The following is a 25,684-nucleotide window of genomic DNA, read 5'->3' as shown; positions in this document are numbered from 1 at the left end:
CGGCCGAAGAAATATGTCGCGCTCAAGCGGCGCATGCCCCGCGCCGCCTGAGCGGCAACCGGGCGGTCAATAATGCGGCGGCCTGGTGACGGCCGGCGCTTCCAGCGAGGTCTCCTCCAGCGACAGGAACCGCTCGGTCAGCCGGTCGAGCTTGGCACGTGTCTGTTCCATCACCTTCCATTGCTCGGCGAGCTGATCGGACAATTCCTCGATCACCTTGGTTTGGTAGGCGGCCAGCTCCTCGAGCTTGACCAGTCTTTGTTCGTCACTCACCTGAATCTTCCTTCGCGGCCTTCCTGGCCGCTTTTTCGGCACGAACCGCGTCCGGCATGCCGTCATGGGGTCCGAGCGGCCGCACCGGCGCATCGTCCCACCAGTCGGAGCGGATCGGCTTCATGTCGAGATGCTTGGGATAAACTATACGGTTCGCATGCGTGGAAGCCTCGCCTACCACCAGCAGCCGTACTTCCGCATCGGTATTGTTGATGAAGGTGTGCGCCAAGCCGGTGCCGGCCGGAAAGCCCACCGAGTCGCCCGGCTTCAGCGGATAGACCTCGCCATCCAGCCAGGCTTCCGGCGTTCCCTCGATCACGTAGACGAACTCCTCCTCGGCGCTTTCGGCATGCGGAAAGGAGGTGCGTCGCCCCGGCGGCAACCGCTCATGATGGATGCCGAGCCGCGTCAGGCCAAAATGGCGGGCCAGCGGCGCGCCGAACCCCATCAGCTCGTCGTCGCCGCGGTAATGCCCTTCCTCGGGCTTTTCCACTTCGGCCCAATGGGCGATGCAGGACGGGCGGTCTCTGTCGGTCATGTCGCGGCCTCCTTCGGAAAACCACAGGACACTAGCCGACCGGCGCCGCCCGGTCCATGTTTCTGGCCGAATTCTGGACCGGATTCCGGGCCGAAGATCAGGCACGCAGGCGCGGACGCTCGTTGCGGGTCTCACGCACCGCCCTTGTCTTGAAGTGGCCGAGCAGCGCCGCCAGCCGGCCGCTGATGCCGACGAGGCTCCGGGTCGAGGCGTTGGTCTCCTCCATCAGCGCGGCGTTCTGCTGGGTGATCTGGTCCATGCTGCGGATCGCGGAATTGATCTCCTCGATGCCGGAAGCCTGTTCCTGGGCCGAGCGGGCGATCGACGATATATGGTCGTCGATCGACTTGACGCGATCGCCGATGCCGACCAGCGCCTGTCCCGTCCTGTTGACGAGTTCGACGCCGCGGTGGACGTCGTTCGAAGACTGGTCGATCAACTCTTTGATCTCCTTGGCGGCCGCCGCTGATCGCTGTGCCAGCTCGCGGACCTCCTGCGCGACGACGGCGAAACCCTTGCCCTGTTCGCCCGCGCGGGCCGCCTCCACGCCTGCATTGAGCGCCAGAAGATTGGTCTGGAAGGCGATCTCGTCGATCGCCCCGATGATCTGGGTCATCTTCTGCGAGGACTGCTCGATATCGCCCATCGCTGCAATCGCTTCCTCGACCACCTTGCCGGAGCGGACAGTCTCCGAAGCGGATTCACGCGCAATCACCTGCACTTCGCGGGTGCGTTGCGCGGCCTGGCCGGAAATCGTGGTAATCTCTTCCAATGCCGCCGCCGTCTGTTCGAGCGCGGAAGCCTGCTGTTCCGTGCGCCGGGCCATGTTTTCTGCAGCCGACGAAATGCCGCCCGCCTCGGCGCGCACCTGTTCGACGGAGGTGCTGATCTCGCGCATCGCCGCGTCGAGCTCGGCAACGGAGGAATTGTAGTTCTGCCGCAGCTTGGCGAAATTCGGTGCCAGTTCCTGCCAGAGTTCGGATGTCAGATCGCCATCGGAAAGGCTCTTCAGGGCGCCATCGAGCGCCGCAAGCGCTGCGTCCTGCTCGGCCTTGGCCTTTTCCTGTTTGGCTTCGACCTCTCTGCGCTCGTCGCCCAGCGCCTCGAGATAGACCGAAATGGCGTAGTCCATGTCCAGCAGGGCGGCCTTGACGACGGAAGAAAGATGTTCGGAAAGCACCTTCGCCTTCTTCTCCTGAAAGAAGCCGCTCATCTCACGGGCCACTACGGCGCGGATGATGCCATCGAGAACCAGCGCATAACCGCCGATATACCAGCGCGGCTCGAGACCGAGCCGGGCATGGGTACGGCCGATCACGGAAACCGCCTCCACATAATTGTCATCGTATTTGCCGGATGCGATGCCTTCCCAATGGGCAGCCTGGCGGCTCTTGGCGTGGGCGATATGGGCATCGTTGGAGAAAAATTTAGCCGTGTGCGGGTTGCTTTTGACCTTCCGGTAAAACGCATCGAGCGCGCCGCCGACGGTTTCCTTGATGACGGGCCGGACCTCGGCCAGAGACCGGCGCTGCTCTTGGCCAAGGCCGATGAATTCAAGGCGTTCGGCGAGATCGGCTTTGTGGTTCTGGTCTTTCATGGAGGTCTCCGGAGATTGAAGGGGTCCACACGGCCATCCGGACATGAGATGCGTATGCGTGCATCGGCACTTCTAGGAGTGAAGCTTTAACGCGCTGTTAGCCATGCCTCCTAGTTTTTGAATAATTATAAATTGGAGTGCATTGAAAACGATATTCGGGCGGGAAGGTTCACCAGACGTTGGCAATTGGGCGCCGAAGCTCTGTTCAGGCTGAGGGGCATCAGTCTCCCCAAGCAAGAGCTTGCCATCCGGGCTTCGAGCCCTTAGCTCCTGTTTCACGAAACCTTAAGATTCCCGATGGCGCAGAAGACCTCCCTTTCCCGGCTGAAGCTCACCGATTTCCGCAATTATGCGGAAGCGACGCTGCCGCTCGACGGGCGGCATGTGGTGCTGACCGGCGAGAACGGCGCGGGCAAGACCAATCTCTTGGAAGCCGTCTCCTTCCTGTCGCCCGGCCGCGGACTGCGCCGCGCCGTGCTGTCCGACGTGACGCGTGTTGGCGCCGCCGGCGGGTTCACCATCTTTGCCGATGTCGACGGCATGGACGGCGAGGTTTCGATCGGCACCGGCATCGAGCCGGGCGAAGGCGAAAGCGTTACCCGCAAGCTCAGGATCAACGGCACCCCGGCCAAATCGACCGAGGAGCTTACCGACCACCTGAGCGTCCTGTGGCTGACGCCGGCAATGGACGGGCTGTTCACCGGTGCCTCGTCGGACCGCCGCCGTTTCCTCGACCGCCTCGTCCTGTCGCTCGATCCGGCGCATGGCCGGCGGGCGAGCGACTTCGAGCGCGCCATGCGCAGCCGCAACAAGCTATTGTCGGAAGGCCGTTTCGACCCCTCCTGGCTGTCGGCCATCGAGGCGCAGATGGCCGGCCTCGGCATCGCCATGGCCGCGGCCCGGCAGGAGATGCTTGGTCTTCTGAGGACCCTATCTGGCAATTCCGGCGAAACGCCGTTCCCGACGCCGGTGCTGGCGCTCGAAGGCTTCATGGATGGCGCGATGGACCGCCCGTCAGCCGATCTCGAGGAAGACTATCTCGACATGCTGCGCAACGGCCGCGGCCGCGATGCCGCCGCCGGCCGCACGCTCGACGGACCGCACCGTTCCGACCTGCTGGTGCGCCATCGCGAGAAGGACATGGAGGCCGAGCGCTGCTCGACCGGCGAGCAGAAGGCGCTGCTGATCGGCCTCGTGCTCGCCCATGCGCGTCTCACCGCCGACATGACCGGTTACGCGCCGATCCTGCTGCTCGACGAGATCGCCGCCCATCTCGACGAAGGCCGGCGGGCGGCTCTCTTCGATCTGGTTCACGGTCTCGGCGGCCAGTCCTTCATGACCGGCACGGACCAGGCGATGTTTTCCGCGCTGGCCGACCGGGCACAGTTCTTTACCGTCGCGCACGGCGGCATCAGCGTTTGAAATCCACCTTACGCGGCCCGGCGGCCGGTGATATGATTGCGCCATGGAAAGCCTGACCCCGGAAAAATTGAACCAAGACGAGATTGAGCGTTACCGCCGTCATATCCTGCTGCCGGAAATCGGCGGCGCGGGGCAGCAGAAGATGAAGAATGCCCGCGTGCTGGTGATCGGCGCCGGCGGGCTCGGCGCGCCGATCCTCGAATATCTGGCGGCCGCCGGCATCGGCACGCTCGGGATCATCGACGACGACCGCGTTTCCCTTTCCAACCTGCAGCGGCAGGTTATCCATGATACCGGCACGATCGGCGAGATGAAGACCCGGAGCGCCCGCGAGGCGATCGCCCGGCTCAACCCGCATGTCCGGGTCGTCGATTTCGAGGAGCGTTTTTCGGCAGAATGGGCGGCCCGCAAACTCGCCCTGTTCGACCTGCTGATCGACGGTTCCGACAATTTCGACACCCGTTATGCGGCCGCCGATGCCGCGGAAACCACCCGGATCCCGCTGGTGACCGGCGCAGTCGGCCGGTTCGACGGTTCGGTGACGGTGATGAAGCCCTACGAGACAGGACCGGACGGCGTTCTCAATCCCGGCTATCGCGATCTCTTTCCGGAAAAGCCGCCGGCGGGACTGATCCCGTCCTGCGCCGAGACCGGCGTCCTGGGTGCACTGACGGGGGTGGTCGGCACGCTGATGGCGATGGAGGCGATCAAGCTCGTGACCGGCGTCGGCGAACCGCTGGTCGGGCGACTGATGCTCTACGATTCGCTGTCGGCCCGCTTCGACATGATCAAATACAAGCGCCGCACGGCCAAGGCTGCCGCCGAGTGATGGAGCCCGCCGCGGTTAAGATTGTTCGCATCGACGAGGATTTCGGGCGCTGGGACGAACTTCTGGCGCTCATCCTCTCCTCCTTCGCCTATATGGACGGCGTCATCGACCCGCCCTCCTCGGCGCATCGGCTGACGCTCGCCTCGCTCGCCCGGAAGGCCCGCGACGAGATCGCGTTTGCGGCGATCGAAGGCGGCAGGCTCGCCGGCTGCGTCTTCTGCAAGCCGGAGCCGGGCTTCCTCTATATCGGCAAGCTCGCCGTCGCCCCGGCCAGCCAGGGCAAAGGCATCGGCCGCCGGCTGCTGTCTGTGGCGGAAGCGATTGCCCGGGAAAGAGGCCTGCCGGCGCTGCGGCTCGAAACCCGCATCGAACTGACCGCCAATCACGCGGCCTTCGCAAGATGGGGTTTCGCCAAGACGGCGGAAAACTCTCATCCCGGCTTCACCCGCACAACCTCGATCGAGATGCAGAAGCGTCTCGACTGATCAGTTGCGGCCCGGAAGCACCCGGTTCGGCGGGCGGTGGCCGTCGAAGAAGGTCCGGATGTTGATGATCACCTTGTCGCCCATGTCGATCCGGCCCTCGATCGTCGCCGAGCCCATATGCGGCAGCAGCACGACCCGGCCCTGATGGGCGAGCTTGACGAGTTTCGGGTTTATCGCCGGCTCGTTCTGGTAGACGTCGAGGCCGGCGCCGGCGATCTTGTTGTCGCGCAGAAGCTGAATCATCGCCGCCTCGTCGATGATGTCGCCGCGGGCGGTGTTGACGATGATCGAGCCCGGCTGCATCAGCGCCAGGCGCCGCGCCGACAGAAGATGGAACGTCGCCGGTGTCGAGGGACAATTGACCGAAACGATATCGACGCGGGCGAGCATCTGGTCGAGGCTGTCCCAATAGGTCGCCTCCAGCTCCTCTTCCGTCGCAGGGCTGACGGTCTTGCGGTTGTGGTAGTGGATCGACAGGCCGAAAGCCTTGGCGCGGCGCGCGACCGCGGTGCCGATGCGGCCCATGCCGACGATGCCTATACGTTTGCCCCAGATCCGCCGGCCGAGCATCCAGGTGGGGCTCCAGCCCGTCCACTCGCCCGGCTTGTCGGTGAGGATGCGCGAGCCCTCCGCGAGCCGCCGGTTGACGGCGAGGATCAGCGCCACGGTCATGTCTGCCGTATCCTCGGTCAGCACGTTCGGCGTGTTGGTGACGGTGATGCCCTTCCTCGCGGCGGCGTCGACATCGATATGGTCGAAGCCGTTGGAGAAGCTGGCGATCAACTTGAGTTGCGGCCCGGCCTCCTCGATCAGCGCCTCGTCGATACGGTCGGTCACCGTCGGCACCAGCACGTCGGCAGACTTCATGGCGGCCGCCAGCTCGTCGCGCGAACGTGGCGTGTCGTCGATATTGAGCTCGGCCTCGAACAGCTCGCGCATGCGGGTTTCCACCGCATCCGGCAGCTTACGGGTAATGTAGACCTTGGGTTTCTTCTTCGCCGTCATGAAACTCTCTGCCTGACGCCTTGAAGCACGAAACCTGAACGTATCCGGGGTTCGTGCTTCAAGCTTTGTTCGACATACGTCATTATCCCGAAACCGGCACCCGCTTTCGGGCGACCTGCTTTAGGAGGTCCTTAACCAAGTCGCGCGATATTCAATTCATCCAGGGCGTTTTCTACCAGACCCGTCAGCGAAGACAAACAAAACCTCGCGAGGTTCCCGAAAGCCCGAGATCGCTCAGCCGGAACCAAACACATGCGTCGCGCCATTCTTTCCTCCTTCATCGCTCTTTCCTTCGGGCTTGTCGCCTCCCTTTCCGCAACCGCCCCGAGCTATGCTCAGGGCGCCGCCAAGGGTCCGAGCGGCCTGCCGCTGCCGCGTTTCGTCAGCCTCAAGTCGAGGAAGGTCAATATCCGCATCGGCCCGAGCACCGACTATGCGGTTTCCTGGATGTATATGAAGTCCGGCACGCCGATGGAAATCATCCAGGAATACGAAAACTGGCGGCGGGTTCGCGACGCCGAGGGCACCGAGGGCTGGGTGAACCAGGCCCTGCTCTCGGGCGACCGGACCGCAGTCGCCGCCCCGTGGATGCGCGGCAAGGGCAAGGATATCTACGTCAACATGCGCCGCGACCCGCAGGCGACGGCCGCCATCCTCGCCAAGCTGGAGCCGGGCGTCGTACTGCAGATCAAGGAATGCAACGGCGATTGGTGCCGCGCCGAAACCAACGGCGCCGAGGGCTGGATCGCCCAGGCCGAAATCTGGGGCGCCTATCCCGGCGAGGCCTTTAAGTAAGCTCTCTCCTGCGAGGCCTCAGATGAGGCCCTGCTTCTTCGCAGCATCGGTGAGCGACGCCATCGGGCGCGGGCCTATCTGCTGGATGCAGATGGCGGCCGCAAGGCAGCCGAGCTTGCCGCAATCCTCGAGCGAGCGATCCTGGGTATAACCGAACAGGAAGCCGGCCGCGAACAGATCGCCGGCGCCAGTCGTATCGACCAGTTCCCTGATCGGATAGGCGTCGATCTTCACGCGTTCATCGCCGCGAATGATGATCGCGCCTTCCTCGCTGAGCGTCACCGCCGCCAGCTTGCAGTCTTCAGAAATCTTCTTCAGCGCCAGTTCGAAATCCTCTGTCTCGTAGAGCGACAGCGCTTCCTGTTTGTTGGCGAACACGATGTCGACCGTGCCGGAACGCATCAGGTCGAGGAATTCGGCACGGTAGCGGCCGACGCAGAAGGGGTCAGACAGCGTCATCGACACTTCGCGGCCATGCTCGTGGGCGATGCGGGCTGATTCGCGGATCGCTTCCTTGGCGCGCGGCGGATCCCAGAGGTACCCTTCGAAATAGGTGACCTTGGCCTCGGCAACGACATCCTCTTCGACATGTTCCGGGCCGAGATCGACGCAGGCGCCAAGATAGGTGTTCATCGAACGCTCGCCATCCGGCGTCACGAAGATCATCGAACGGGCGGTCGGCGGGTGGGTGCCTTCCGGCCTGGTCTGATAGTGCACGCCCTGGGCACGGATGTCGTGCTGGAAGATGTTGCCGAGCTGGTCTTCCGCAACCTTGCCGAAATAGGCGGCCTTGCCGCCGAAACCGGCAATGCCGGCTGCCGTGTTGCCGGCCGAACCGCCAGACGCTTCCACTGCAGGACCCATCTTGGAATAGAGGAGTTCGGCGCGCTCGGCATCGATCAGGTTCATCGCGCCCTTGGTGATCGCATTGTCGCTCAGGAAATTGTCGTCGCAGCGGGCGAGAATATCCACGATGGCATTGCCGATGGTGAGCACGTCGAACTTGGGCATCCGGTCTTGATCCTCTTGGGAAGCAGTTTGTCGCGAAAACCGGTATTCGGGTTTTGGACCGATTGGAAGGGAAAATAACCGCAATGCCCGCAATCCGGGGTGTTTTGCCCCAACTCTCACAAGGCCGACCCTGGGCCGTCACTCTGCTGTCACGATCACAGGTTATACATCCGACGATCCGGTTGTGTTGCCGACCACGGATGAACTGGCGGCCGACCACCGGATGTCCTGGACGAGACCAGGAGGGAAAGCGGGGATTGCCCCGCTTTTTTGTTGCGCGCCCGTCGCCGCGACTTCCTGCCAAATAGCTTCTCTGCACCAAACGCATTTGTCGCAAGCCGCGACATGCGTTAGACGCATAAAAACGTCTCCACAGAAAGCCTGCCCCTTGTCCTCCGTCTTCCTGAATGTCGTGCCCCTCTTCATCCTGATCCTGATCGGCTGGATGACAGCTAAAACCGGGATATTGAAGGAGGAGACAGGCGACGCGCTCGGCGAATTCGTGTTCAAGATCGCCGTACCGATGCTGATCTTCCGGACGCTGGCGGATGCGCATTTCGAAGGAGCCTCGCCGTTCCGGCTGTGGACCGTCTATTTTCTCGGGGTCGCCATGACCTGGGGGATCGGCCATATCCTCACCACCCGCGTTTTTGGCCGGGATGCGAAGATCGGCGTGATCGCCGGCATGTCCGGCTCGTTCGCCAACAACGTCTTCATCGGACTGCCGCTGGTCGCCCAAGTCGTCGGCAAGGATGGGCTGGTGGCGATCTCCATCCTGCTTGCGATCCACCTGCCGCTGATGATGGTGGCCGGCACGATCCTGATGGAGGGCGCGGCCGCCAAGGTCGACGGCGGCGAAAAGCGCGGCATCGCAGCGGTCCTCGGGCAGGTGGGCTCCAACCTTGCCCGCAACCCCCTGGTGATCGCGCTTATCGTCGGCGTCGGCTTCAATTTCCTCGGCCTGCATCTCCCGTCGGCGGCCGCCATCGTCGTCGACCAGATTTCCGCCGCGGCGAGCCCGGTCGCCCTGATATCGATCGGCATGGCGCTGACCAGATATCCGATCCGGGGCGATATCGGCCTTTCGGGGGCTGCTGCGGTGCTGAAGCTGCTGGTGCTGCCGGCACTCGTCTTCCTGATGAGTTATCTGTTTGGCCTGCCGAAGGACTGGACCGCGGCGCTGGTGCTGACCGCCTCGGTGCCGACCGGCATCAATGCCTGGCTGATCGCCCAGCGTTTCCGCTCCGGCCATAGCCTTGCGGCCTCGGTGATCAGCATGACCACCGCATTCGGTGTCTTCACCGTCGGCTTCTGGGCATGGCTGCTCGGCTAAACCGGCCGCATCTCGATCACGAAGACCCAAAACAAAAATGCCCAGCCGAAGCCGGGCATTTCAATTGGAATTGCTGGAATTGCCGATCAGTTGGTGGCGGGCGCCGGAGCGGCTGCATTCGGGTCCGGAAGCGGGACCGGCGAATCAGCCAGCGTGCGCAGGTAGGCAATCAGGTTGGCGCGCTCGGCATCGTTCTTCAGACCGGCGAAGCCCATCGCCGTACCCTTCACGAAAGCCTTCGGAGCGGCGAGGAAATGGTTGAGGTTGTCGAAGGTCCAGTGCTCGGCACCGCCCTTGGAGAACTCCTTCATGCCGGCCGAATAGGAGAAGCCTTCATGTCCGGCGATCGGACGATCGACAATGCTCCAGAGATCGGGGCCGACCTTGTTCGGTCCGCCCTTCTCCCCGGAATGACAGCTCTGACACTTCTTGAATGCGGCTTCCCCAGCCTTGGCGTCGGCCTTCGCCAGCAGCTGCGCGATCGGAACGGCGGCGGCAGCGGGTGCCGCGGCTTCACCGGCTGCGGGCTCTTCGGCGGCGACGATGGCAAAACCTGCCTTCTCGGGTACCTCCGAGTGGAAAATGCCTTCCGAGGCAATGGACACCGACATCAAGACGAAAACAGTAGCAAGCAGGGCGCCTGCCGCCATGTTGACATTGGGGTTCATCCGCAAAAGCTCCTTCGCAACCGCCTTTGGGAAAGCGGACCATCTTGAAATCGCGCGGAACCTATGTCTTTTGCATGGTTGTTGCAACACGATTATCGTCCCGCGCGTGAGACTTTTTGACACTGTTTACGCGGGAATAGAAGGGTCTCTCATGAAGAATTCGGCTTTTGACCGGACGCTGGTGTTGATCCCGGCGCGAATGGCATCGACCCGCCTGCCGGGGAAACCTCTGGCTGATATTGCCGGCCTGCCGATGATCGTGCAGGTAGCAAAACGGGCCGAGGAAGCGCAAGTCGGGCGAATCATCGTCGCCGTCGACCACCAGGACGTCTACGACGCCGTGGCCGCCGCGGGCTTCGACGTGGTGATGACCCGGCAGGACCATCAGAGCGGTTCTGACCGGATTTTCGAGGCCGTCCAGAAGGCCGATCCGGACGCGCAGATGGACTTCGTGATCAACGTTCAGGGCGACCTGCCGACGATCGAGCCGGAAGCGGTGCGCGCCTCGCTGCGCCCGCTCGACAATCCGTCGACCGACATCGCCACCCTCACCGTCGAGATCACCGACGAACACGAAAAGACCAATCCGAACGTGGTGAAAATCGTCGGCTCGCCGATTTCCGCCACCCGGCTGAAGGCGCTCTATTTTACCCGCGCCACCGCGCCCTACGGCAACGGGCCGCTCTACCACCATATCGGGCTCTACGCCTATCGCCGCGCCGCGCTCGAAAAGTTCGTGTCGCTCGGGCCGTCCGTGCTCGAAAAGCGCGAATCGCTCGAACAGCTGAGGGCGCTCGAAGCCGGCATGCGCATCGATGCCGAGATCGTTGACTCGGTTCCATTAGGCGTCGATACTCCCGCCGACCTTGAAAAGGCCCGTGCGATCCTGTTTGCCCGTGCCTCCTCGTAACGGATAACCCCATGAACGCAGTCACCAATCGCATCGCCTTCCAGGGCGATTTCGGCGCCAATTCCGACATGGCCTGCCGCGACATGTTCCCGACCATGGAACCGCTTCCGTGCCCGACGTTCGAGGACGCCTTCCAGGCGCTCGAAAACGGCGATGCGGACCTGGCGATGATCCCGATCGAGAACACGATCGCCGGACGCGTCGCCGATATCCATCATCTCCTGCCGGAATCGCGGCTGCATATCATCGGCGAATATTTCATGCCGATCCGCTTCCAGCTGATGGTGCTGCCGGGCGTGACCCGCGAGGAAATCCGCACCGTCCACAGCCATATCCATGCGCTCGGCCAGTGCCGCAAGATCATCCGCTCGAACGGCTGGAAGGCCGTCGTCGCCGGCGACACGGCGGGTTCCGCCAAGATGGTGGCCGAAAAGGGCGACCGGACGATGGCGGCCCTCGCGCCGCGGCTTGCGGCCGATCTCTATGGTCTCGAGATCCTGGCGGAGAATGTCGAGGACCGGGACGACAACGTCACCCGTTTCGTCGTGCTCTCCCGCGACGAAAAATGGGTGCAGCGGAACGATCCGGACGAGGTGCTGGTCACCACCTTCGTGTTCAACGTCCGCAACATTCCCGCCGCGCTCTACAAGGCGATGGGCGGTTTTGCGACTAACGGCATCAACATGACCAAGCTCGAGAGCTACCAGCTCGGCGGCAAGTTCGTGGCGACCCAGTTCTACGCGGATATCGAAGGCCATCCGGACGACGCCCCGGTGCGCCGGGCGCTGGAAGAACTGCGATTCTTCTCGGAAAAGGTGCGGGTTCTCGGCACGTATAAGGGCCACCCGATGCGCGGAGCGCTGCAGAAGGGGTGAGAGGCGAGCCTGAGAACGGCCGTAGAAAACGGGACACGCTAATTTCTTGGGGCTGTCCGCGTTTTTCGTTCTCGAGTTGAACCGGGGATCAGCCTCGACACGTTCAGCTGCGATCGCTCCTCGAGGGGAGATGCCCGGCAGGGCAAAGCGGGTGCCACACCCGCCCAACCCCGACGGCTGCTTGCGCTTACTCCGCGCTCATCGCGTAGACCCGCAGCCGATGCCCGTCCGGATCGGCCACCACGAACGTGTAGCCGAAATCCATCTCCACAGGCGTCTGCAGCACGCGCAGGCCGCGGTTCGTCCAGTCGGCATAGGTCTTGTCGACGCCGGCGGCATCGCCGTGCCTGAAGCATATTTCCGAGCCGCCGCTGCCGGCCGTCACCGACGGTTCAGCCGTGTGGCGCGACCACAGGCCGAGCTTCATGCCGGTGTTCAGCACGAAGAGCGCAAAGGTCGGGGACTTTTCCACGGGTTCGACGCCGAAGAGGGACTGGTAGAAATCCGCGCTGGCGAGCGGATTGTCGACGAAGAGGATGGTGAAATCGGGGTGGACCATGTCAGTTCTCCTTGTGACGCAATTCCCTCTGCCGAGAATTGCTCCTGGTTGGGACTGACCGGGGATTATCGCATCCTACTGTCAGATAATGGCAGTAGCGTTCATGGCTGGGCCGGAATTCCTTCAGCCTCTCGCCACTCCTTGAGCAAGACCGGACGGCGGCGCGGATAACGCGTTTCCGTCCAAGCCGCAGAGGAAATGCGGTCGGTGCGAAAATGCCGGAAGTCCTGCCTGAGTTCGCACCAGGCAACCATCACCCTGACGCTGTCGAAGAAGCCGAGGGCGAAGGGCCAGACTTTTCGATGGGTCAGCGCCCCTTTTTCGTCCTCATATGCGAGCTCAAGGATATGCTCGGCGCGGATTGCCTTTCGGATCAGGCCGAGATCGGCCCTATCCTCACCTCGCCGCGGCGCTCCGACAAGCAGCGTCGAACTGTCCAGTTCCTGCCTGAGATCCGGCGGCAGGACGGCGGCGATCTTGGCGAGCGCATCAACCGCGCCGGCGGCCAGCCGCGGATCGGCAGTCTTTGCGACCCAGCGGGAGCCGAGCACCAGCGCCTCGATCTCTTCTTCCGAAAACATCATCGGCGGCAGCATGAAACCGGGCCGCAGCACGTAGCCGAGACCCGCCTCGCCTTCGATGAAGGCACCTTGAGCCTGGAGGCTGGCAATATCGCGATAGAGCGTGCGCAGGCTGACGCCGGTTTCGGCGGCGAGCTTGGCGCCGCTGACAGGCTGGCGGTAGCGCCGGAGCGTCTGGAGGAGAGCCAGCAGGCGCTCCGACCGCGCGACCGTCACCGGCTCAGCGCTCCCATTCGATCCAGTCGCGTAGCAGGCGATGGGCGATCGCCCCCTTGACCGGCGCGAAAACCGGAGCGTCCGGGCCGGCATCGAGCATGGCGGCGGCTTCGGCCCGCTCGAACCAGCGGACATCGGCCATTTCCTGCGGATCGATCCTTATCTCGGTGGATTTCGCCTCGGCGTAACAGCCGATCATCAGCGAATGCGGCATCGGCCAGGGCTGCGAGGCGTGATAACGAACCCGGCCGGTTTCGATGCCGGATTCCTCGAAGGTTTCGCGGCGGACCGCATCCTCGATCGTTTCACCGGGCTCCACGAAACCGGCGAGGCACGAATACATGCCTTCCTGAAAGTGGTGGCTGCGGCCGAGCAGGCAGCGGTCGCGCTCGATATCGACGGTCAGCATGATCACCACCGGGTCGGTGCGGGGGAAGGTCATGTGCTGGCACTGGGTGCAGACCCGCTTGTAGCCGCCGATCCTGGTTTCGGTCGGCGAGCCGCATTTGCCGCAGAATTTGTTGGCCGCATTCCAGTTGAGCAGCGCGACGGCTTGCGCCACCTCGCCCTGCAGCTCGCCTTCGATGAGCTGGTCGCGAAAAAGCGCCCTCGCCTCGGTCGGCTTGTAGTGGCTTGCCAGTTCCTCCGCCGGGATCAGCGTCGGCACGGCGATGCGCGGTTCGCCGGTCTCGCGATAGCCGAGCAGCACGGCGTTGTCGAAATCCGGCGTGAGTTCCGCGAGCTCGTAGGGCGAAAACAGCGGGTCGAGGATCTGGCTGTCGTGCTTCAGGATCAGCCGGCTGCCGGTGAAGGCGAGGATGTGGGCGCCCTCCACGGCAAGCGCCTTCTCGACGCAATCGTCCTCACGGTATTCGGCGCGGCGATCCAGCTTGTTGCCGGAAAAAGCCGTCAGCTTGCTCGGTTCGGGATGGGGTGCGTCGGTGTCGAAAAGGTTCGCTGTCATGAAAGGGCTTCAACCAGTTTGTTGAGAAAATCTTGTTTCTGCTGCCCGCCATAAGGCACCGGCTGGCCGAAACCCCATATCGGGCCGGGCCAATTCGGGTCGCCCTCGAACCGGGCGATGACATGGACATGCAGCTGGCGGACGATGTTGCCGAGTGCGCCGACATTGATCTTGGTGGCGCCGGTCATCGTCTTCAGGGCAGCGGCCACCCTGTTGACCTCGACCGAGAGCAGCGCCTGTTCGGCTGGCGAAAGATCGAAGATCTCGATCATGCCAGGGCGTTGCGGCACCATGACCAGCCACGGCCAGCGGCTGTCGTTCTGGATACGCAACTGGCAGAGGCCCAGCACCGTCACAAGATCGGAATCGCGGGCAATCCTGCCATCCAGTTCGAATTCGCTCAAACTTTCCTCCCTTGTTTTTCTGTTCGATAGCAGTTTTTTACAGGGTTGGCTTGCATTTGGAAGCGTTATTGACGATATGGGAAGCGGGAGGTTGGTGGTGGACGAGCCACTCGCCAACCGGGTCAGGTCCGGAAGGAAGCAGCCCTAACGAGCCAGGCACGGGTCGCCGTGCCAGCCTCCCACCCTTTTACTTGTACTACCATCTTGGTCAGCTTCCGGCCCGGTCAAGACCGTGCTCAGGATTGGCCCGCGCAGGCTGGCAGGACTGAATGAGCGATACCGGGCCCACATCTTCAAGCACCTCCGCCGCCAACCCCGCCGCAGGCAGCGGATACCGGGTGCTCGCCCGCAAATACCGTCCCAAGGATTTCTCGGACCTGATGGTCGGCCAGGAGCCGATGGTCCGCACGTTGACCAACGCGTTCGAGACCGGCCGCATCGCCCAGGCCTATATGCTGACCGGCGTTCGCGGGGTCGGCAAGACGACGACCGCCCGCATTCTCGCCCGCGCGCTGAATTACAAGACATCCGATATCGACAAACCGACGATCGACCTCAGGATTCCCGGCGAACACTGCCAGGCGATCATGGAAGGCCGGCATGTCGACGTGATCGAGATGGACGCCGCCTCCCATACCGGCATCGACGATATCCGTGAGATCATCGAGCAGGTGCGCTACCGTCCGGTCTCAGCGCGCTACAAAGTCTACATCATCGACGAAGTGCACATGCTCTCGACGCAGGCCTTCAACGGCCTGTTGAAGACGCTCGAAGAGCCGCCGGAGCACGTGAAGTTCATCTTCGCGACGACCGAAATCCGCAAGGTTCCGATCACCGTGCTGTCGCGCTGCCAGCGGTTCGACCTGCGCCGCATCAGCGCCGCGGACCTGGTTCACCTGTTCACCTCGATCCTGGAAAAGGAAGGCATTCCGGCCGAACCGGAAGCGCTCGCCATGGTCGCACGAGCTGCGGAAGGCTCGGCGCGCGACGGCCTGTCGCTGCTCGACCAGGCGATCGCCCATGGCGGCGGCCAAGTGATCACGGAGACCGTGCGCGGCATGCTGGGGCTTGCCGACCGCGCCCGCATCGTCGACCTTTTCGAACATATCGTGCGCGGTGACGTGACGGCGGCGCTTTCGGAATTTACGGAGCAATACGAGGCTGGCGCTAATCCGGTCGTGGTTTTGACCGACCTTGCCGATTTCACCCATCTGACCACCCGTTTCAAATATATCCCTGACGCCGCCAGCGATCCTTCGATCAGCGAAGTGGAGCGCGTGCGCGGCCGCGAATTTGCCGAGAGCGTCGCGGTGAGTACGCTGTCGCGCATCTGGCAGATGCTGCTGAAGGGCATTCCGGAAGTGGAAAATTCCTCGCGCCCGGCGGGTGCCGCCGAAATGGTGCTGATCCGGCTGACGCATGCGGCCCATCTTCCCTCGCCGGAAGATGCCGCGCGCCGCCTTGCCGAATTTTCCAATGGCGACGGCCAGCGTGCGCCGGTTTCGAGCGGCAATGGCGGCGGACGCCCAGTTTCGCCGCCGCAGTCGCCGGTCAATGCCCGCGGCACCGAAATGTCGAGCCCGCGGATTCCGGCTGGCGGGCCGACCGCGATGCTGCAGGCCGTGCCGAATACCGCGCCGCGGGAAATACCCGTCGGTCGCGCGGAAGAACAGCCTGCTGAAAAACCCGTTCCCAAGGTACCCGTCAATTCGATCCAGGATATTGCCGATCTCTGCTCCAAGAACCGCGATCCTCGGCTGAAGGCGCTGCTGCGCAATTTCGTGCGGCTGGTGAAGATCGAGCCGGGCCGGCTGGAGATCAATCTGTCCGGCGACGCGCCGAAAACCATTGCCGGCGACCTGAAGGCGCGGCTGGAGGAATGGACCGGGATTACCTGGTGGGTGACGCTCAGCAACGAGGCCGGCGAGCCGACGCTGGTCGAATCCGAAAAGAGCGTGCGGGAGGCGCAGTTCACCGACGCCCGCGCCGATCCGGACGTGGCGGCGATCCTCGCCCAGTTCCCCGGCGCCAGGATCACCGACGTGCGCATCCGCGTGGCGGAAGAGGATGAGAACGAGGCCGAGGACATGCCGGCAGCGGCGACCGCGGAATCCGAAGAGGGCGACATCCTGCCCGGCGACGACATCGAGCTATAAGAGAAGAGGACGAGACAGATGCGCGACATCATGGGCATGATGGGCAAGGTCAAGGAAATGCAGGCCAAGATGGAGCAGATGCAGGCGGAAATCGCCGCTCTCGACGTCGAAGGCACATCCGGTGGCGGGCTGGTCACCGTGCGTCTCAACGGCAAGGGCGACATGCTCGGCCTCAAGATCGATCCGTCGCTGTTCAAGGAAGACGATGTCGAGATCCTCGAGGACCTGATCGTCGCCGCCCACAAGGCCGCCAAGGAGCGCGCCGAGGCGATCGCCGCCGAAAAGACCAAGGAACTGACCGCCGGCCTGCCGATCCCGCCCGGCTTCAAGATGCCGTTCTGATCCTGGGTCCGGTGGAATAGGGAGGTTCCGATGACGTTGACATCACTTCTGGTTTTCGCGGCGGCACTTTTTGTCGCTGCAGGTTCGCCTGGTCCCAGCATAGCCGCGCTCGTGGCGCGCGTTCTGTCCAAGGGGTATCGCGACGTATTGCCGTTCCTCGCAGCGATGTGGGTCGGCGAGGCCATATGGCTTTCGTTTGCGGTCGCAGGTCTTGCCGCCATCGCCGAGAGCTTCCATGCCGTCTTCGTGGCCATCAAGTGGATCGGCGTCGCCTACCTCCTCTATCTCGCATGGAAGATGTGGTTCACCGAACCCGCCGGCTCCGGCGAAGACCTTCCGGAAAATCGTTCAGCGCTGAAGATGTTTTTCGCCGGCCTCACCGTGACGCTCGGCAACCCGAAGATCATGATGTTCTATGTGGCGCTGCTGCCTTCGATCATCGATCTCGGGGGCGTGACGCTGACCGGCTGGCTGGAACTGGTCGCCGCGATGTTCGTGGTGCTGGTGGTCGTCGATCTTGCCTGGGTGCTGCTTGCCGCAAAGGCCCGCCAGTTCCTGAAGAGCCCTCGGGCCGTGAAGATCGCCAACCGGGTTTCGGCCAGCGCCATGGCGAGTGCGGCAGCGGCGATCGCGACCCGCTAGGTCTCGAACATCGGCCGCCAACGGCGGCCGATGGGTGCGGCCAGGAAGCGGGCTCGTTCGGCGACCGACAGGTTCTTGCCGACGGCCGCCAGCATCTCCGCGACCATGACGCGCTCGCCGGTATAGGGTTCGTGGCGGACGAGATCGCCGGGCGAGACCATGCCGGGCGTGATGACGCGGCAATAGATGCCTGGGCGGCCGGCTTTGGTATAGGTCTTCAGGAATTTCGGATCTCCCATCTTCACCGCAAGCGTGTTGCAAGGAGAGCGGGCGCAAGTCGCCTCAAGCACGACTTCGCCTATGTGAAAACGGTCGCCAACGGCGACATCGCGGTTGTCGAGACCTTCGATAGTCAAGTTTTCGCCGAATGTGCCGGGCGAAAAATCGCGGCCGAGCGCGGCCGCCCACCAGTCCAGCGTCAGCGAGCCCTCGAGCAGGATCGCCTGATCCTCGCCGCCGTGGTGCTTCGTATTGCAGACCGCATCGCCAACGAGGCCGAGGCTGTCGACCATGACGGCGGCCTTGACGGCCGACTTGTAGATGCCGGTCTTGAAGCTCTTGCCCGGCAGCCTTTCCGGACGCCCGAGGCAGACGGCGAGAAGTTTCATGAGCGGCCCTTCCGCGATTCCGTTTTTTGAGCATATGGGCTAAAGGGAGAAAATGGCAAAGCGAGTCACCGGCCCCGAAATCGAAAAACTCATCCAGCTTCTGGCAAAGGTCCCGGGCCTCGGGCCGCGCTCGGCGCGCCGGGCCGCGCTGCATCTGATCAAGAAGAAGGAACAGCTGCTCGGGCCGCTTTCGAGCGCCATGGGCGAGGCCTATGACAAGGTGAAGGTCTGCTCGCGCTGCGGCAATGTCGATACCGTCGATCCCTGCACGGTCTGCACCGACATCCGCCGCGACCAGACGATGCTGATCGTCGTCGAAGACGTATCCGACCTCTGGGCGCTGGAGCGGACGGGCGCGATGAACACCGCCTATCACGTGCTCGGCGGCACGCTCTCGCCGCTCGACGGCATCGGCCCCGACGACCTCAACATCCGCGGGCTGATCGACCGGGTGAACGAGGGCGTCATCCGCGAGATCATCATCGCCGTCAACGCGACCGTCGAGGGGCAGACCACGGCCCACTATATTACCGACCAGCTCTCCGGAATCGATGTGAAGATCACGAGGCTGGCGCATGGCGTGCCGGTCGGCGGGGAACTCGATTATCTCGACGAGGGCACACTGACGGCGGCGCTTCGGGCGCGGACGGTGATTTAGCGTTTAAAGAGGATAACGATGAGCAAGCCCGCCCCCCTCCGGCCTGCCGGCCATCTCCCCCTCAAGGAGGGAGATCGGCAAGACGCGCCGACGTCGCTCCAATCGCGTCGTTCAGGGTGGCCGGGACCTCGCAACGATTCGATCTCCCCCCTTGAGGGGGAGATGCCTGGCAAGGCAGAGGGGGGTGTTCTCCGCCGCTGGTTTGTGGCGGTGGCGATCGCGGCGACAGTCCTCCTCCCCCTCCCCGCGCTCGCCCAAAACCGTCCCGACGTCGAAAAGCAGTTCCAGCGGTGGATCGGCAGCGATCTGGCTCCGGTGGCCAAAAAGGCCGGTATTTCCGAGAGGACGCTGGAGGCTGCCTTCCAGGGCGTGACGCTCAACTGGGATCTGCCGGATCTGGTGCCGCCGGGTTCGGAGCCGCCGAAGCAGCAGGACCAGAGCCAGGCGGAGTTTTCCTCTCCTGGCGCCTATTTTTCCGAAAAGCGGCTGCAGGGGCTGGCCGCCACCGGCCGCGGGCTTGCCTCCACCTATTCGAGCACGCTGAAGAAGATCGAGGCGGCCTATGGCGTGCCGGGCGAGATCGTCGTCGCCATCTGGGGCCGTGAATCCGGGTTCGGCAAGGCGCGGATGCCCTATTCGGCCGTGCAGGTTCTGGCGACCAAGGCCTTCATGTCGACCCGCAAGGACATGTTCCGCGAGGAGCTGATCGCGGCGCTGAAGATGATCGAGCGGGGCGATGTGGATGCGGCGACGATGAAGGGTTCCTGGGCGGGTGCGCTCGGTCAGCCACAGTTCATGCCGTCGAGCTACCTGAAATATGCGGTCGACTTCGACGGCGACGGTCGCCCGGATATCTGGAACTCGGTGCCGGATGCGCTTGCCTCGATCGCCCACTACCTGCAGAAGGAAGGCTGGCAACGCGGCCGCGACTGGGGGTTCGAAGTGACGATCCCCGCAAAAGTTTCCTGCGCGCAGGAAGGGCCGGATCTCGCCAAGCCGATCTCGGCCTGGGCGGCAACCGGCATCACCCGCATTTCCGGCAAGGCGTTTCCCGCGGCAGATCTCAAGGCGGACGGCATGATGCTGGTGCCAGCCGGGCGCAGCGGACCGGAATTCGTCGTGACGCCGAATTTCTACGTGATCAAGGAATACAACAATTCCGACCTCTACGCGCTGTTCATCGGCAATCTCGCCGACCGGATCGCCTCGGGCGCAGGACCGTTCCAAGCACCCTGGGGCGATGTCGGCAAGATGCTGCGCTCCGACGTGCTCGCCATGCAGAAGGCGCTGGTCGCCAAGGGTTATGACGTGGGCAATGTCGACGGCCTGCCAGGCTACAAGACCCGCCGTTCGCTCGGCGACTGGCAGGCAAAGAACGGCCTTGCTCCAACGTGTTTTCCCGATCCGTCGCTCAAGGGAAAGATCCGCTAGTCAGAGGCTGCGCTTCAGGCCCTCGTGGCTCGAGGTGAAATCGAGCTTCTCATAGAAGCGGATTGCATCCGGCCGCGCCTTATCGGAGGTGAGTTGCACCAGCTTGCAGCCGCGCTCGACACACTTTCCCACCGCCCATTCGATGAACTGCGATCCCAGTCCACTACCGCGCTCGCTTGCAGCGATCCGCACGCTTTCAATCTGGCCACGCCACATGCCGGCGCGCGACAGGCCGGGAATGAAGGAAAGCTGTAGGCAGCCCACCACCTTGTCTTCCCGGTTCACCGCGACTGCCAAAAGCTGGTTTCCGTCAGCCTCGATCGCTGCAAAGGCCTGCTCGTAACGCGGATCGATCGGATCGGACACGACTTCGCGAGCCTGGCCAAGCGCATCGTCCGCGAGCAGTTCGACAATGGCGAGGAGATCGGAGCGGCGGGCTTTTCGGAAAGAAACCATGGGATCTAGTGGTGCAGGTCGGGCGGCGATTTATGGAAAATGTCGTCGCTCGGAGGGATCGTCTGACGCTCGATCAGCCGGTGGACGCGCGGGCCTTCTTCGCCGCGATGAAGAGTGCGGATCGCGTCCCAGACCTCGGCATCCGCCTGGGTGCGGCGCTGGTTGTGGCGCACGTAATCGGCCCAGGTGGCGGTGTGATAGGTCTCCGTCCAGATTTCCGGATGTTCCAGATCGCGCATCAGCGCCCACTGCCGCGCACCATCGCGGATGCGAATACGGCGTCGCTGCGACATCAGCGCCAGGAACTCCGGCACGTCCTCGTCGGCAATAGTATAGTCCACCAAGGAGACGATCGGTCCGCTGCGCGGCTGCAGGTCGAGGCTCAGCATCGGCACGTTGAAGCGGTTGAGCGGATCGAGATTGGCATCGCTGAACTGCGGCAGCGGCAGGCGCATGCCGACCACGGCACCAAGCAACATGACCAGGCTCGACAGTGTCAGCGCGATCGAGACCCCGAACGTATCGGACAGGATACCCCACACCCAGCTTCCGCCGGCAATGCCCCCGAACGTCGCCGTCTGGTAGAAGGAAAGCGCGCGGGCTACCACCCATCGCGGCGTCGAAAGCTGCACCGTCGTATTGAACAGCGACAAGGCCAGCACCCAGCAAGCGCCGGGCACGAGCAGGACGATCGCGGTCAGCAGCGTGCTTGAACTCATGGCGATGATCGCGGCACTCGCGGCAAAACCCAGAAACGACAGGCGGACGATCGACTCGCTCGACAGCTTTTCGCGCAGCCGCGAATTGCCCATTGCGCCGGCGATCGCGCCGACCCCGAAGGCTCCGAGCATGATGCCGTAGGTCAACGGGCCGCCAGAGACCAGATCGCGCGCGACGATCGGCAGAAGCGCCAGCACGGCGCTTGCCGAAAGGCCGAAAACAAGACCGCGGAACAGCACATTGAGAATATTCGGCGACATGACGACGTAGCCGAGGCCGGCCGAAAGCGCCCGCAGAAGCGTCTCGCGCGGCAGCGCATTGTCACGGCCTTCCGGCTTCCAGCGGATCAATGCATAGATCAGAGCGAAATAGCTCATGGAATTGGCCGCGAACGCAGCGGCGGCGCCCGCGGCCGCAACGATCGCCCCGCCGATCGCGGGACCGACGCTGCGGGTGATGTTGAAACCGACGCTGTTGATCGTCACCGCCGCCGGCAGGACTTCGCGGGGCACCATGTCGCCGACCGAGGCCTGCCAGGCGGGGTTGTTGAGCGCCACGCCGCAGCCGAGCAGAAAGGTGAATGCCAAAAGCAGCCAGGGCGTCAGGAGGTCGAGATAAGCAAACAGCGTCAGCGTCAACGACACGACCAGCATGAAGAACTGCGCCGTCAGCATCAGGGTGCGGCGGTTGACGTTATCGGCAAGCGCGCCGGCGATCAGCGAAAAGAGCATGATCGGCAACGCCGTCGAAGCCTGGACAAGCGCGACCATGTCCTCGGAATCGGTGATCGAGGTCATCATCCACGCCGCGCCGACCGCCTGGATCAGACTGCCGAAATTGGAGGCGAGGCTGGCGATCCAGATCGTTCTGAAAGTTTGGTGCCTGAAGGGAGCCAGGGTCGATATCCGATCGGGCACTTTGTCCTCGTTCTTTCGTGCGTCGTACCAAACGGTTATAGACCCGGCAGAAGCAAATTCCAGTCGCCGGAGCCCCGGAATATGCGACTCTTGCATTCGGGGGCCTGAAAGCGTATATGCACCCCATATTCTTGATCGTCCGATGAAGAGTGGGCCCCACCGGACCCGCTCTTTTTTGTTAGGCGATCACTGTAACCCAGACATTGGGCCCAGCTATGGGGCAATGATTGCCGGAGAGCTTATGCCGCAAACCGAATACGAGCCGCGGCTCATCATCGAGACCGGGCTTGACCTGAGGGTCGCCGAAATCATCGAGCCCGTCCTGACCGCCATGGACTATCGCCTGGTGCGTGTGAGGATGCTGAACCAGAACGGCGCGACGCTGCAGATCATGGCCGAGCGCAACGACGGAACCATGGATGTCGAAGGCTGCGAAGCCGTATCTGTGGCGATTTCGCCGGTCCTGGATGTAGAAGATCCGATCGATCGGGAGTATCATCTGGAAGTGTCCTCGCCGGGCATCGACCGCCCGATGGTCCGCAAGTCGGATTTTACCCGCTGGCTGAACCATCTGGTCAAATGCGAAACGTCGATCATGATCGACAACCGCAAGCGGTTCCGCGGCAGGATCACCGAAAGCGATGCGGACGGTTTCACGATCGAGCGGGACCAGGTCGCCTATGGCGAGGAACCACGGGTAACGATCCCGTTTTCGGCACTGGCCGAGGCAAAGCTCATTCTGACCGACGATCTGATCCGCGACGCGCTTCGGGCCGACAAGCTCGCAAAGGCGCAGGCCGCGAACCAGAACGAAGAAGCAGAAGACGAATAAACCGAACAGAGACTTGTGCCTTTCCCCAGGAAAGGCCTCATCGTTTGACCTACGGAGACCAACGACAATGGCAGTGAGTGCGAACCGGCTTGAACTTCTGCAGATCGCGGATGCAGTGGCGCGCGAAAAGGTCATCGACCGCGAGATCGTGCTGGCTGCGATGGCCGACGCCATCCAGAAGGCTGCCCGCTCCCGCTACGGCTCGGAAACCAATATCCGCGCCGACATCAATTCCAAGACCGGCGAAATCCGGCTCCAGCGCCTGCTGGAAGTCGTCGATCACGCCGAGGACTACGGCACGCAGATCCCGCTGGCACTGGCGCTCGACCGCAACGTCGATGCCAAGATCGGCGACTTCATCGCCGATCCGCTGCCGCCGATGGATTTCGGCCGCATCGCCGCCCAGTCGGCCAAGCAGGTCATCGTCCAGAAAGTGCGTGAAGCCGAGCGCGACCGCCAGTTCGACGAATTCAAGGATCGCGTCGGCGAAATCATCAACGGTACCGTCAAGCGCGTCGAATACGGCAACGTCATCGTCGATCTCGGCCGCGGCGAAGGCATCATCCGCCGCGACGAGATGATCCCGCGCGAAAACATGCGTTATGGCGATCGTGTCCGCGCATACGTATATGATGTCCGTCGCGAACAGCGCGGCCCGCAGATCTTCCTGTCGCGTACCCATCCGCAGTTCATGGTGAAGCTGTTCACCATGGAAGTGCCGGAAATCTACGACGGCATCATCCAGATCAAGTCGGTCGCCCGCGATCCGGGTTCGCGCGCCAAGATCGCCGTGATCTCGAACGACTCGTCGATCGATCCGGTCGGCGCCTGCGTCGGTATGCGCGGTTCGCGCGTCCAGGCGGTCGTCGGCGAATTGCAGGGCGAGAAGATCGACATCATCCCGTGGTCTCAGGATCCGGCGTCGTTCATCGTCAACGCGCTGCAGCCGGCTGAAGTCGCCAAGGTGGTTCTCGACGAGGATGCCGAGCGGATCGAAGTCGTGGTTCCGGACGAGCAGCTGTCGCTTGCCATCGGCCGCCGCGGCCAGAACGTCCGCCTCGCCTCGCAGCTGACTGGCTGGGACATCGATATCATGACGGAAGCCGAGGAGTCGGAGCGCCGCCAGAAGGAATTCAACGAGCGCACCAACCTCTTCATGGACGCCCTCGACGTCGACGAAATGGTCGGCCAGGTGCTGGCTTCGGAAGGTTTTGCCCAGGTCGAGGAACTGGCTTACGTCGACCTCGACGAAATCTCCTCGATCGACGGTTTCGACGAAGACACCGCCACCGAAATCCAGACCCGCGCCCGCGAATACCTGGAGCGGATCGAAGGCGAGATGGACGCCAAGCGCAAGGAGCTCGGCGTCGAAGACGAACTGCGCCAGATCAACGGCCTGAACGGCCAGATGCTCGTCGCGCTCGGCGAAGACGGCATCAAGACGATCGAGGACTTTGCCGGCTGCGCGGCCGACGACCTCGTCGGCTGGAGCGAACGCAAGGACGGCGTGACGAAGAAGTTCGAAGGCCTGTTCTCGAAGTTCGATGTTTCCCGCGTCGAAGCTGAAAACATGATCGTCCAGGCCCGCCTGTCCGCAGGCTGGATCACCGAGGAAGATCTCGCAAAGGGTGCCCCCGAGCCGGAAGCTGAAGCGGAGGAGGCGGACGCCGTTGAGCAGGAATGATCCCGCTCGCGAATGAGCCGGACGAGAACGAAGACGGACATGTCGATGATGACCTGGGCGAGATCGTCGTGAACGACCGTACCTGCATCGTCACCCGCGAGGCGGGATCACCGGAAACGCTGATCCGCTTCGTGGCCGGCCCGAACGGCCAGGTCGTGCCCGACCTGAAGCGCCAGCTTCCAGGCCGTGGCTGCTGGATCAAGGCCGAACGGTCGCTCGTCGACCGAGCGGTCCAGAAAAAGCTTTTCGCCCGGGCTCTCAAGGCCGAGGCGAAGGCGGATGCGGATTTGGGCGCGCTGGTGGATCGCCTGCTCGCCGCCGATCTCGTCGGCATGATGAACATGGCGCGCAAGGCGAGCCAATTCGTCACCGGCGCCACGAAGGTGGATGCCGCCGTGCGCTCGGGTGCGGCACTTGCAGTGTTCCATGCGGCCGATGCGGCCGCCGACGGAGTGAGAAAAATAGACCAGGCCCGCAAGGCCTGGAAGCTCGGTTCGAATACCGGGGAAGACATTCCGTCCTTTTCGCTCTTCACGAGCGCTGAATTGGACGAAGTGATGGGCCAGAATGCTTTTATCCATGCCTGCGCGCTTGCGGGGCAGGCGGGTGAGGGTGTAGTGAAGCGCGCAAACCTACTTGAACAGTACCGCATGGGCGGTCTGTCCCAGACAAAAGGTGTCGCTGACATGCCGAAACAATGACGCGGTCACCGGCTTTAGCCGGACGCACATCGATATGTACGGATTAAACGACGGGTTCTGATGGCTTCCATC

At 63.2% G+C, this 25,684-nt stretch carries 28 protein-coding genes and 1 other RNA gene; 16 read left to right on the top strand and 13 right to left on the bottom strand.

The window, feature by feature from the left end; genetic code table 11:
* Positions 1-66 precede the first annotated feature (66 nt).
* The 3 genes from C5J26_RS14065 to C5J26_RS14055 all read right to left on the bottom strand — a co-directional run bounded on the left by C5J26_RS14065 (position 67) and on the right by C5J26_RS14055 (position 2,408).
* Positions 67-273 (bottom strand): SlyX family protein, encoded by a 207-nt coding sequence (locus C5J26_RS14065; RefSeq protein WP_105402313.1) that lies wholly within the window; start codon positions 271-273, stop codon positions 67-69.
* Positions 266-811, bottom strand: a complete 546-nt coding sequence (locus tag C5J26_RS14060; protein WP_105402312.1) for a cupin domain-containing protein — start codon at positions 809-811, stop codon at positions 266-268. The genes C5J26_RS14065 and C5J26_RS14060 overlap by 8 nt, the downstream gene beginning before the upstream one ends.
* A gap of 97 nt (positions 812-908) precedes the next feature.
* Positions 909-2,408 carry a globin-coupled sensor protein gene (locus C5J26_RS14055; RefSeq protein WP_105402311.1) on the bottom strand — a complete coding sequence of 500 codons (1,500 nt, stop codon included), beginning with the start codon at positions 2,406-2,408 and terminating at the stop codon, positions 909-911.
* Between the two features lie 297 nt (positions 2,409-2,705).
* Here C5J26_RS14055 and recF point away from each other — a divergent pair, with 297 nt between their 5' ends.
* From recF to C5J26_RS14040, 3 genes are read left to right on the top strand one after another with little or no spacing between them, the layout of a single operon-like run.
* Positions 2,706-3,830, top strand: a complete 1,125-nt coding sequence (recF, locus tag C5J26_RS14050; RefSeq protein WP_105402310.1) for a DNA replication/repair protein RecF — start codon at positions 2,706-2,708, stop codon at positions 3,828-3,830.
* 43 nt (positions 3,831-3,873) lie between these two features.
* A complete protein-coding gene (locus C5J26_RS14045; protein WP_105402309.1) occupies positions 3,874-4,659 on the top strand; it encodes a molybdopterin-synthase adenylyltransferase MoeB in 786 nt (261 codons plus the stop codon).
* Positions 4,659-5,144, top strand: a complete 486-nt coding sequence (locus tag C5J26_RS14040; RefSeq protein ID WP_105402308.1) for a GNAT family N-acetyltransferase — start codon at positions 4,659-4,661, stop codon at positions 5,142-5,144. Before C5J26_RS14045 ends, C5J26_RS14040 begins: the two co-directional genes overlap by 1 nt.
* Here C5J26_RS14040 and C5J26_RS14035 read toward each other — a convergent pair whose 3' ends face one another.
* Positions 5,145-6,149, bottom strand: coding sequence for a D-glycerate dehydrogenase (locus C5J26_RS14035; RefSeq protein ID WP_105402307.1), 1,005 nt, complete (start codon positions 6,147-6,149; stop codon positions 5,145-5,147).
* Between the two features lie 252 nt (positions 6,150-6,401).
* On the opposite strand from C5J26_RS14035, the gene C5J26_RS14030 reads away from it, so the two are divergent.
* Positions 6,402-6,944 carry an SH3 domain-containing protein gene (locus C5J26_RS14030; protein WP_046667197.1) on the top strand — a complete coding sequence of 181 codons (543 nt, stop codon included), beginning with the start codon at positions 6,402-6,404 and terminating at the stop codon, positions 6,942-6,944.
* 18 nt (positions 6,945-6,962) lie between these two features.
* Here C5J26_RS14030 and C5J26_RS14025 read toward each other — a convergent pair whose 3' ends face one another.
* Positions 6,963-7,955 carry an adenosine kinase gene (locus C5J26_RS14025; RefSeq protein WP_105402306.1) on the bottom strand — a complete coding sequence of 331 codons (993 nt, stop codon included), beginning with the start codon at positions 7,953-7,955 and terminating at the stop codon, positions 6,963-6,965.
* Positions 7,956-8,343: 388 nt separating this feature from the next.
* On the opposite strand from C5J26_RS14025, the gene C5J26_RS14020 reads away from it, so the two are divergent.
* Entirely contained in the window at positions 8,344-9,288 is a 945-nt protein-coding gene (locus C5J26_RS14020; protein ID WP_105402305.1) for an AEC family transporter, read from the top strand.
* Positions 9,289-9,374: 86 nt separating this feature from the next.
* On the opposite strand, the gene C5J26_RS14015 is transcribed toward C5J26_RS14020, so the two are convergent.
* Positions 9,375-9,956, bottom strand: a complete 582-nt coding sequence (locus C5J26_RS14015; protein WP_105402304.1) for a cytochrome c family protein — start codon at positions 9,954-9,956, stop codon at positions 9,375-9,377.
* Between the two features lie 151 nt (positions 9,957-10,107).
* Between C5J26_RS14015 and C5J26_RS14010 the strand changes: the two genes are divergently transcribed.
* The gene (locus tag C5J26_RS14010) at positions 10,108-10,866 is read left to right on the top strand and encodes a 3-deoxy-manno-octulosonate cytidylyltransferase (RefSeq protein ID WP_046667193.1); all 759 of its coding nucleotides are present in this window, start codon (positions 10,108-10,110) and stop codon (positions 10,864-10,866) included.
* Between the two features lie 11 nt (positions 10,867-10,877).
* Positions 10,878-11,741, top strand: coding sequence for a prephenate dehydratase (locus tag C5J26_RS14005; protein ID WP_105402303.1), 864 nt, complete (start codon positions 10,878-10,880; stop codon positions 11,739-11,741).
* A 187-nt stretch (positions 11,742-11,928) separates the two neighbouring features.
* On the opposite strand, the gene C5J26_RS14000 is transcribed toward C5J26_RS14005, so the two are convergent.
* The 4 genes from C5J26_RS14000 to C5J26_RS13985 form a co-directional block, all read right to left on the bottom strand.
* Positions 11,929-12,300, bottom strand: a complete 372-nt coding sequence (locus C5J26_RS14000; protein WP_105402302.1) for a VOC family protein — start codon at positions 12,298-12,300, stop codon at positions 11,929-11,931.
* Positions 12,301-12,401: 101 nt separating this feature from the next.
* Positions 12,402-13,097, bottom strand: a complete 696-nt coding sequence (locus tag C5J26_RS13995) for a YafY family protein (RefSeq protein ID WP_105402301.1) — start codon at positions 13,095-13,097, stop codon at positions 12,402-12,404.
* 4 nt (positions 13,098-13,101) lie between these two features.
* On the bottom strand, positions 13,102-14,061 hold the full coding sequence (gene nudC, locus C5J26_RS13990) for an NAD(+) diphosphatase (protein ID WP_105402300.1): 960 nt from the start codon (positions 14,059-14,061) through the stop codon (positions 13,102-13,104).
* Positions 14,058-14,465 (bottom strand): HIT family protein, encoded by a 408-nt coding sequence (locus C5J26_RS13985; protein ID WP_105402299.1) that lies wholly within the window; start codon positions 14,463-14,465, stop codon positions 14,058-14,060. Before C5J26_RS13985 ends, nudC begins: the two co-directional genes overlap by 4 nt.
* 86 nt (positions 14,466-14,551) lie before the next feature.
* Here C5J26_RS13985 and ffs point away from each other — a divergent pair.
* From ffs to C5J26_RS13965, 4 genes are all read left to right on the top strand, one after another.
* An RNA gene (gene ffs / locus C5J26_RS13980) (signal recognition particle sRNA small type) lies at positions 14,552-14,648 on the top strand.
* An 86-nt stretch (positions 14,649-14,734) separates the two neighbouring features.
* Positions 14,735-16,621: a DNA polymerase III subunit gamma/tau gene (locus C5J26_RS13975; protein WP_105402298.1), complete on the top strand. Its 1,887-nt coding sequence runs from the start codon at positions 14,735-14,737 to the stop codon at positions 16,619-16,621.
* Between the two features lie 18 nt (positions 16,622-16,639).
* Positions 16,640-16,963 carry a YbaB/EbfC family nucleoid-associated protein gene (locus C5J26_RS13970; protein WP_038547916.1) on the top strand — a complete coding sequence of 108 codons (324 nt, stop codon included), beginning with the start codon at positions 16,640-16,642 and terminating at the stop codon, positions 16,961-16,963.
* Positions 16,964-16,993: 30 nt separating this feature from the next.
* Positions 16,994-17,605, top strand: a complete 612-nt coding sequence (locus tag C5J26_RS13965) for a LysE family translocator (RefSeq protein WP_105402297.1) — start codon at positions 16,994-16,996, stop codon at positions 17,603-17,605.
* On the opposite strand, the gene C5J26_RS13960 is transcribed toward C5J26_RS13965, so the two are convergent.
* Entirely contained in the window at positions 17,602-18,213 is a 612-nt protein-coding gene (locus C5J26_RS13960; RefSeq protein ID WP_105402296.1) for an MOSC domain-containing protein, read from the bottom strand. The two genes, C5J26_RS13965 and C5J26_RS13960, sit on opposite strands and share 4 nt — an antisense overlap.
* Positions 18,214-18,265: 52 nt before the next feature.
* Between C5J26_RS13960 and recR the strand changes: the two genes are divergently transcribed.
* Together recR and C5J26_RS13950 are read left to right on the top strand one after the other, a co-directional pair.
* Positions 18,266-18,871: a recombination mediator RecR gene (gene recR, locus C5J26_RS13955; RefSeq protein WP_046609406.1), complete on the top strand. Its 606-nt coding sequence runs from the start codon at positions 18,266-18,268 to the stop codon at positions 18,869-18,871.
* Between the two features lie 162 nt (positions 18,872-19,033).
* The gene (locus tag C5J26_RS13950; protein ID WP_206051185.1) at positions 19,034-20,302 is read left to right on the top strand and encodes a lytic murein transglycosylase; all 1,269 of its coding nucleotides are present in this window, start codon (positions 19,034-19,036) and stop codon (positions 20,300-20,302) included.
* Here the strand turns inward: C5J26_RS13950 and C5J26_RS13945 are convergent, their stop codons facing one another.
* Both C5J26_RS13945 and C5J26_RS13940 read right to left on the bottom strand, forming a co-directional pair.
* Positions 20,303-20,758, bottom strand: coding sequence for a GNAT family N-acetyltransferase (locus C5J26_RS13945; protein ID WP_105402294.1), 456 nt, complete (start codon positions 20,756-20,758; stop codon positions 20,303-20,305).
* A gap of 5 nt (positions 20,759-20,763) precedes the next feature.
* On the bottom strand, positions 20,764-22,395 hold the full coding sequence (locus C5J26_RS13940) for an MFS transporter (RefSeq protein WP_105402293.1): 1,632 nt from the start codon (positions 22,393-22,395) through the stop codon (positions 20,764-20,766).
* Between the two features lie 241 nt (positions 22,396-22,636).
* Here C5J26_RS13940 and rimP point away from each other — a divergent pair, with 241 nt between their 5' ends.
* From rimP to C5J26_RS13925, 3 genes are all read left to right on the top strand, one after another.
* Positions 22,637-23,227, top strand: a complete 591-nt coding sequence (gene rimP, locus C5J26_RS13935) for a ribosome maturation factor RimP (protein ID WP_038592094.1) — start codon at positions 22,637-22,639, stop codon at positions 23,225-23,227.
* A gap of 67 nt (positions 23,228-23,294) precedes the next feature.
* Positions 23,295-24,911 carry a transcription termination factor NusA gene (nusA, locus tag C5J26_RS13930; protein ID WP_046667182.1) on the top strand — a complete coding sequence of 539 codons (1,617 nt, stop codon included), beginning with the start codon at positions 23,295-23,297 and terminating at the stop codon, positions 24,909-24,911.
* Complete coding sequence (locus C5J26_RS13925) at positions 24,908-25,612, top strand: RNA-binding protein (RefSeq protein ID WP_046667181.1); 705 nt, start codon at positions 24,908-24,910, stop codon at positions 25,610-25,612. The genes nusA and C5J26_RS13925 overlap by 4 nt, the downstream gene beginning before the upstream one ends.
* Positions 25,613-25,684: the final 72 nt, after the last annotated feature.

Origin of the sequence: Neorhizobium sp. T7_12 (genome assembly GCF_002968535.1) — a bacterium.
Taxonomy (GTDB): Bacteria; Pseudomonadota; Alphaproteobacteria; order Rhizobiales; family Rhizobiaceae; genus Neorhizobium; species Neorhizobium tomejilense.
The sequence above is the reverse complement of the archived record's forward strand: the minus strand, read 5'-3'. Positions and strand labels throughout refer to the sequence as shown.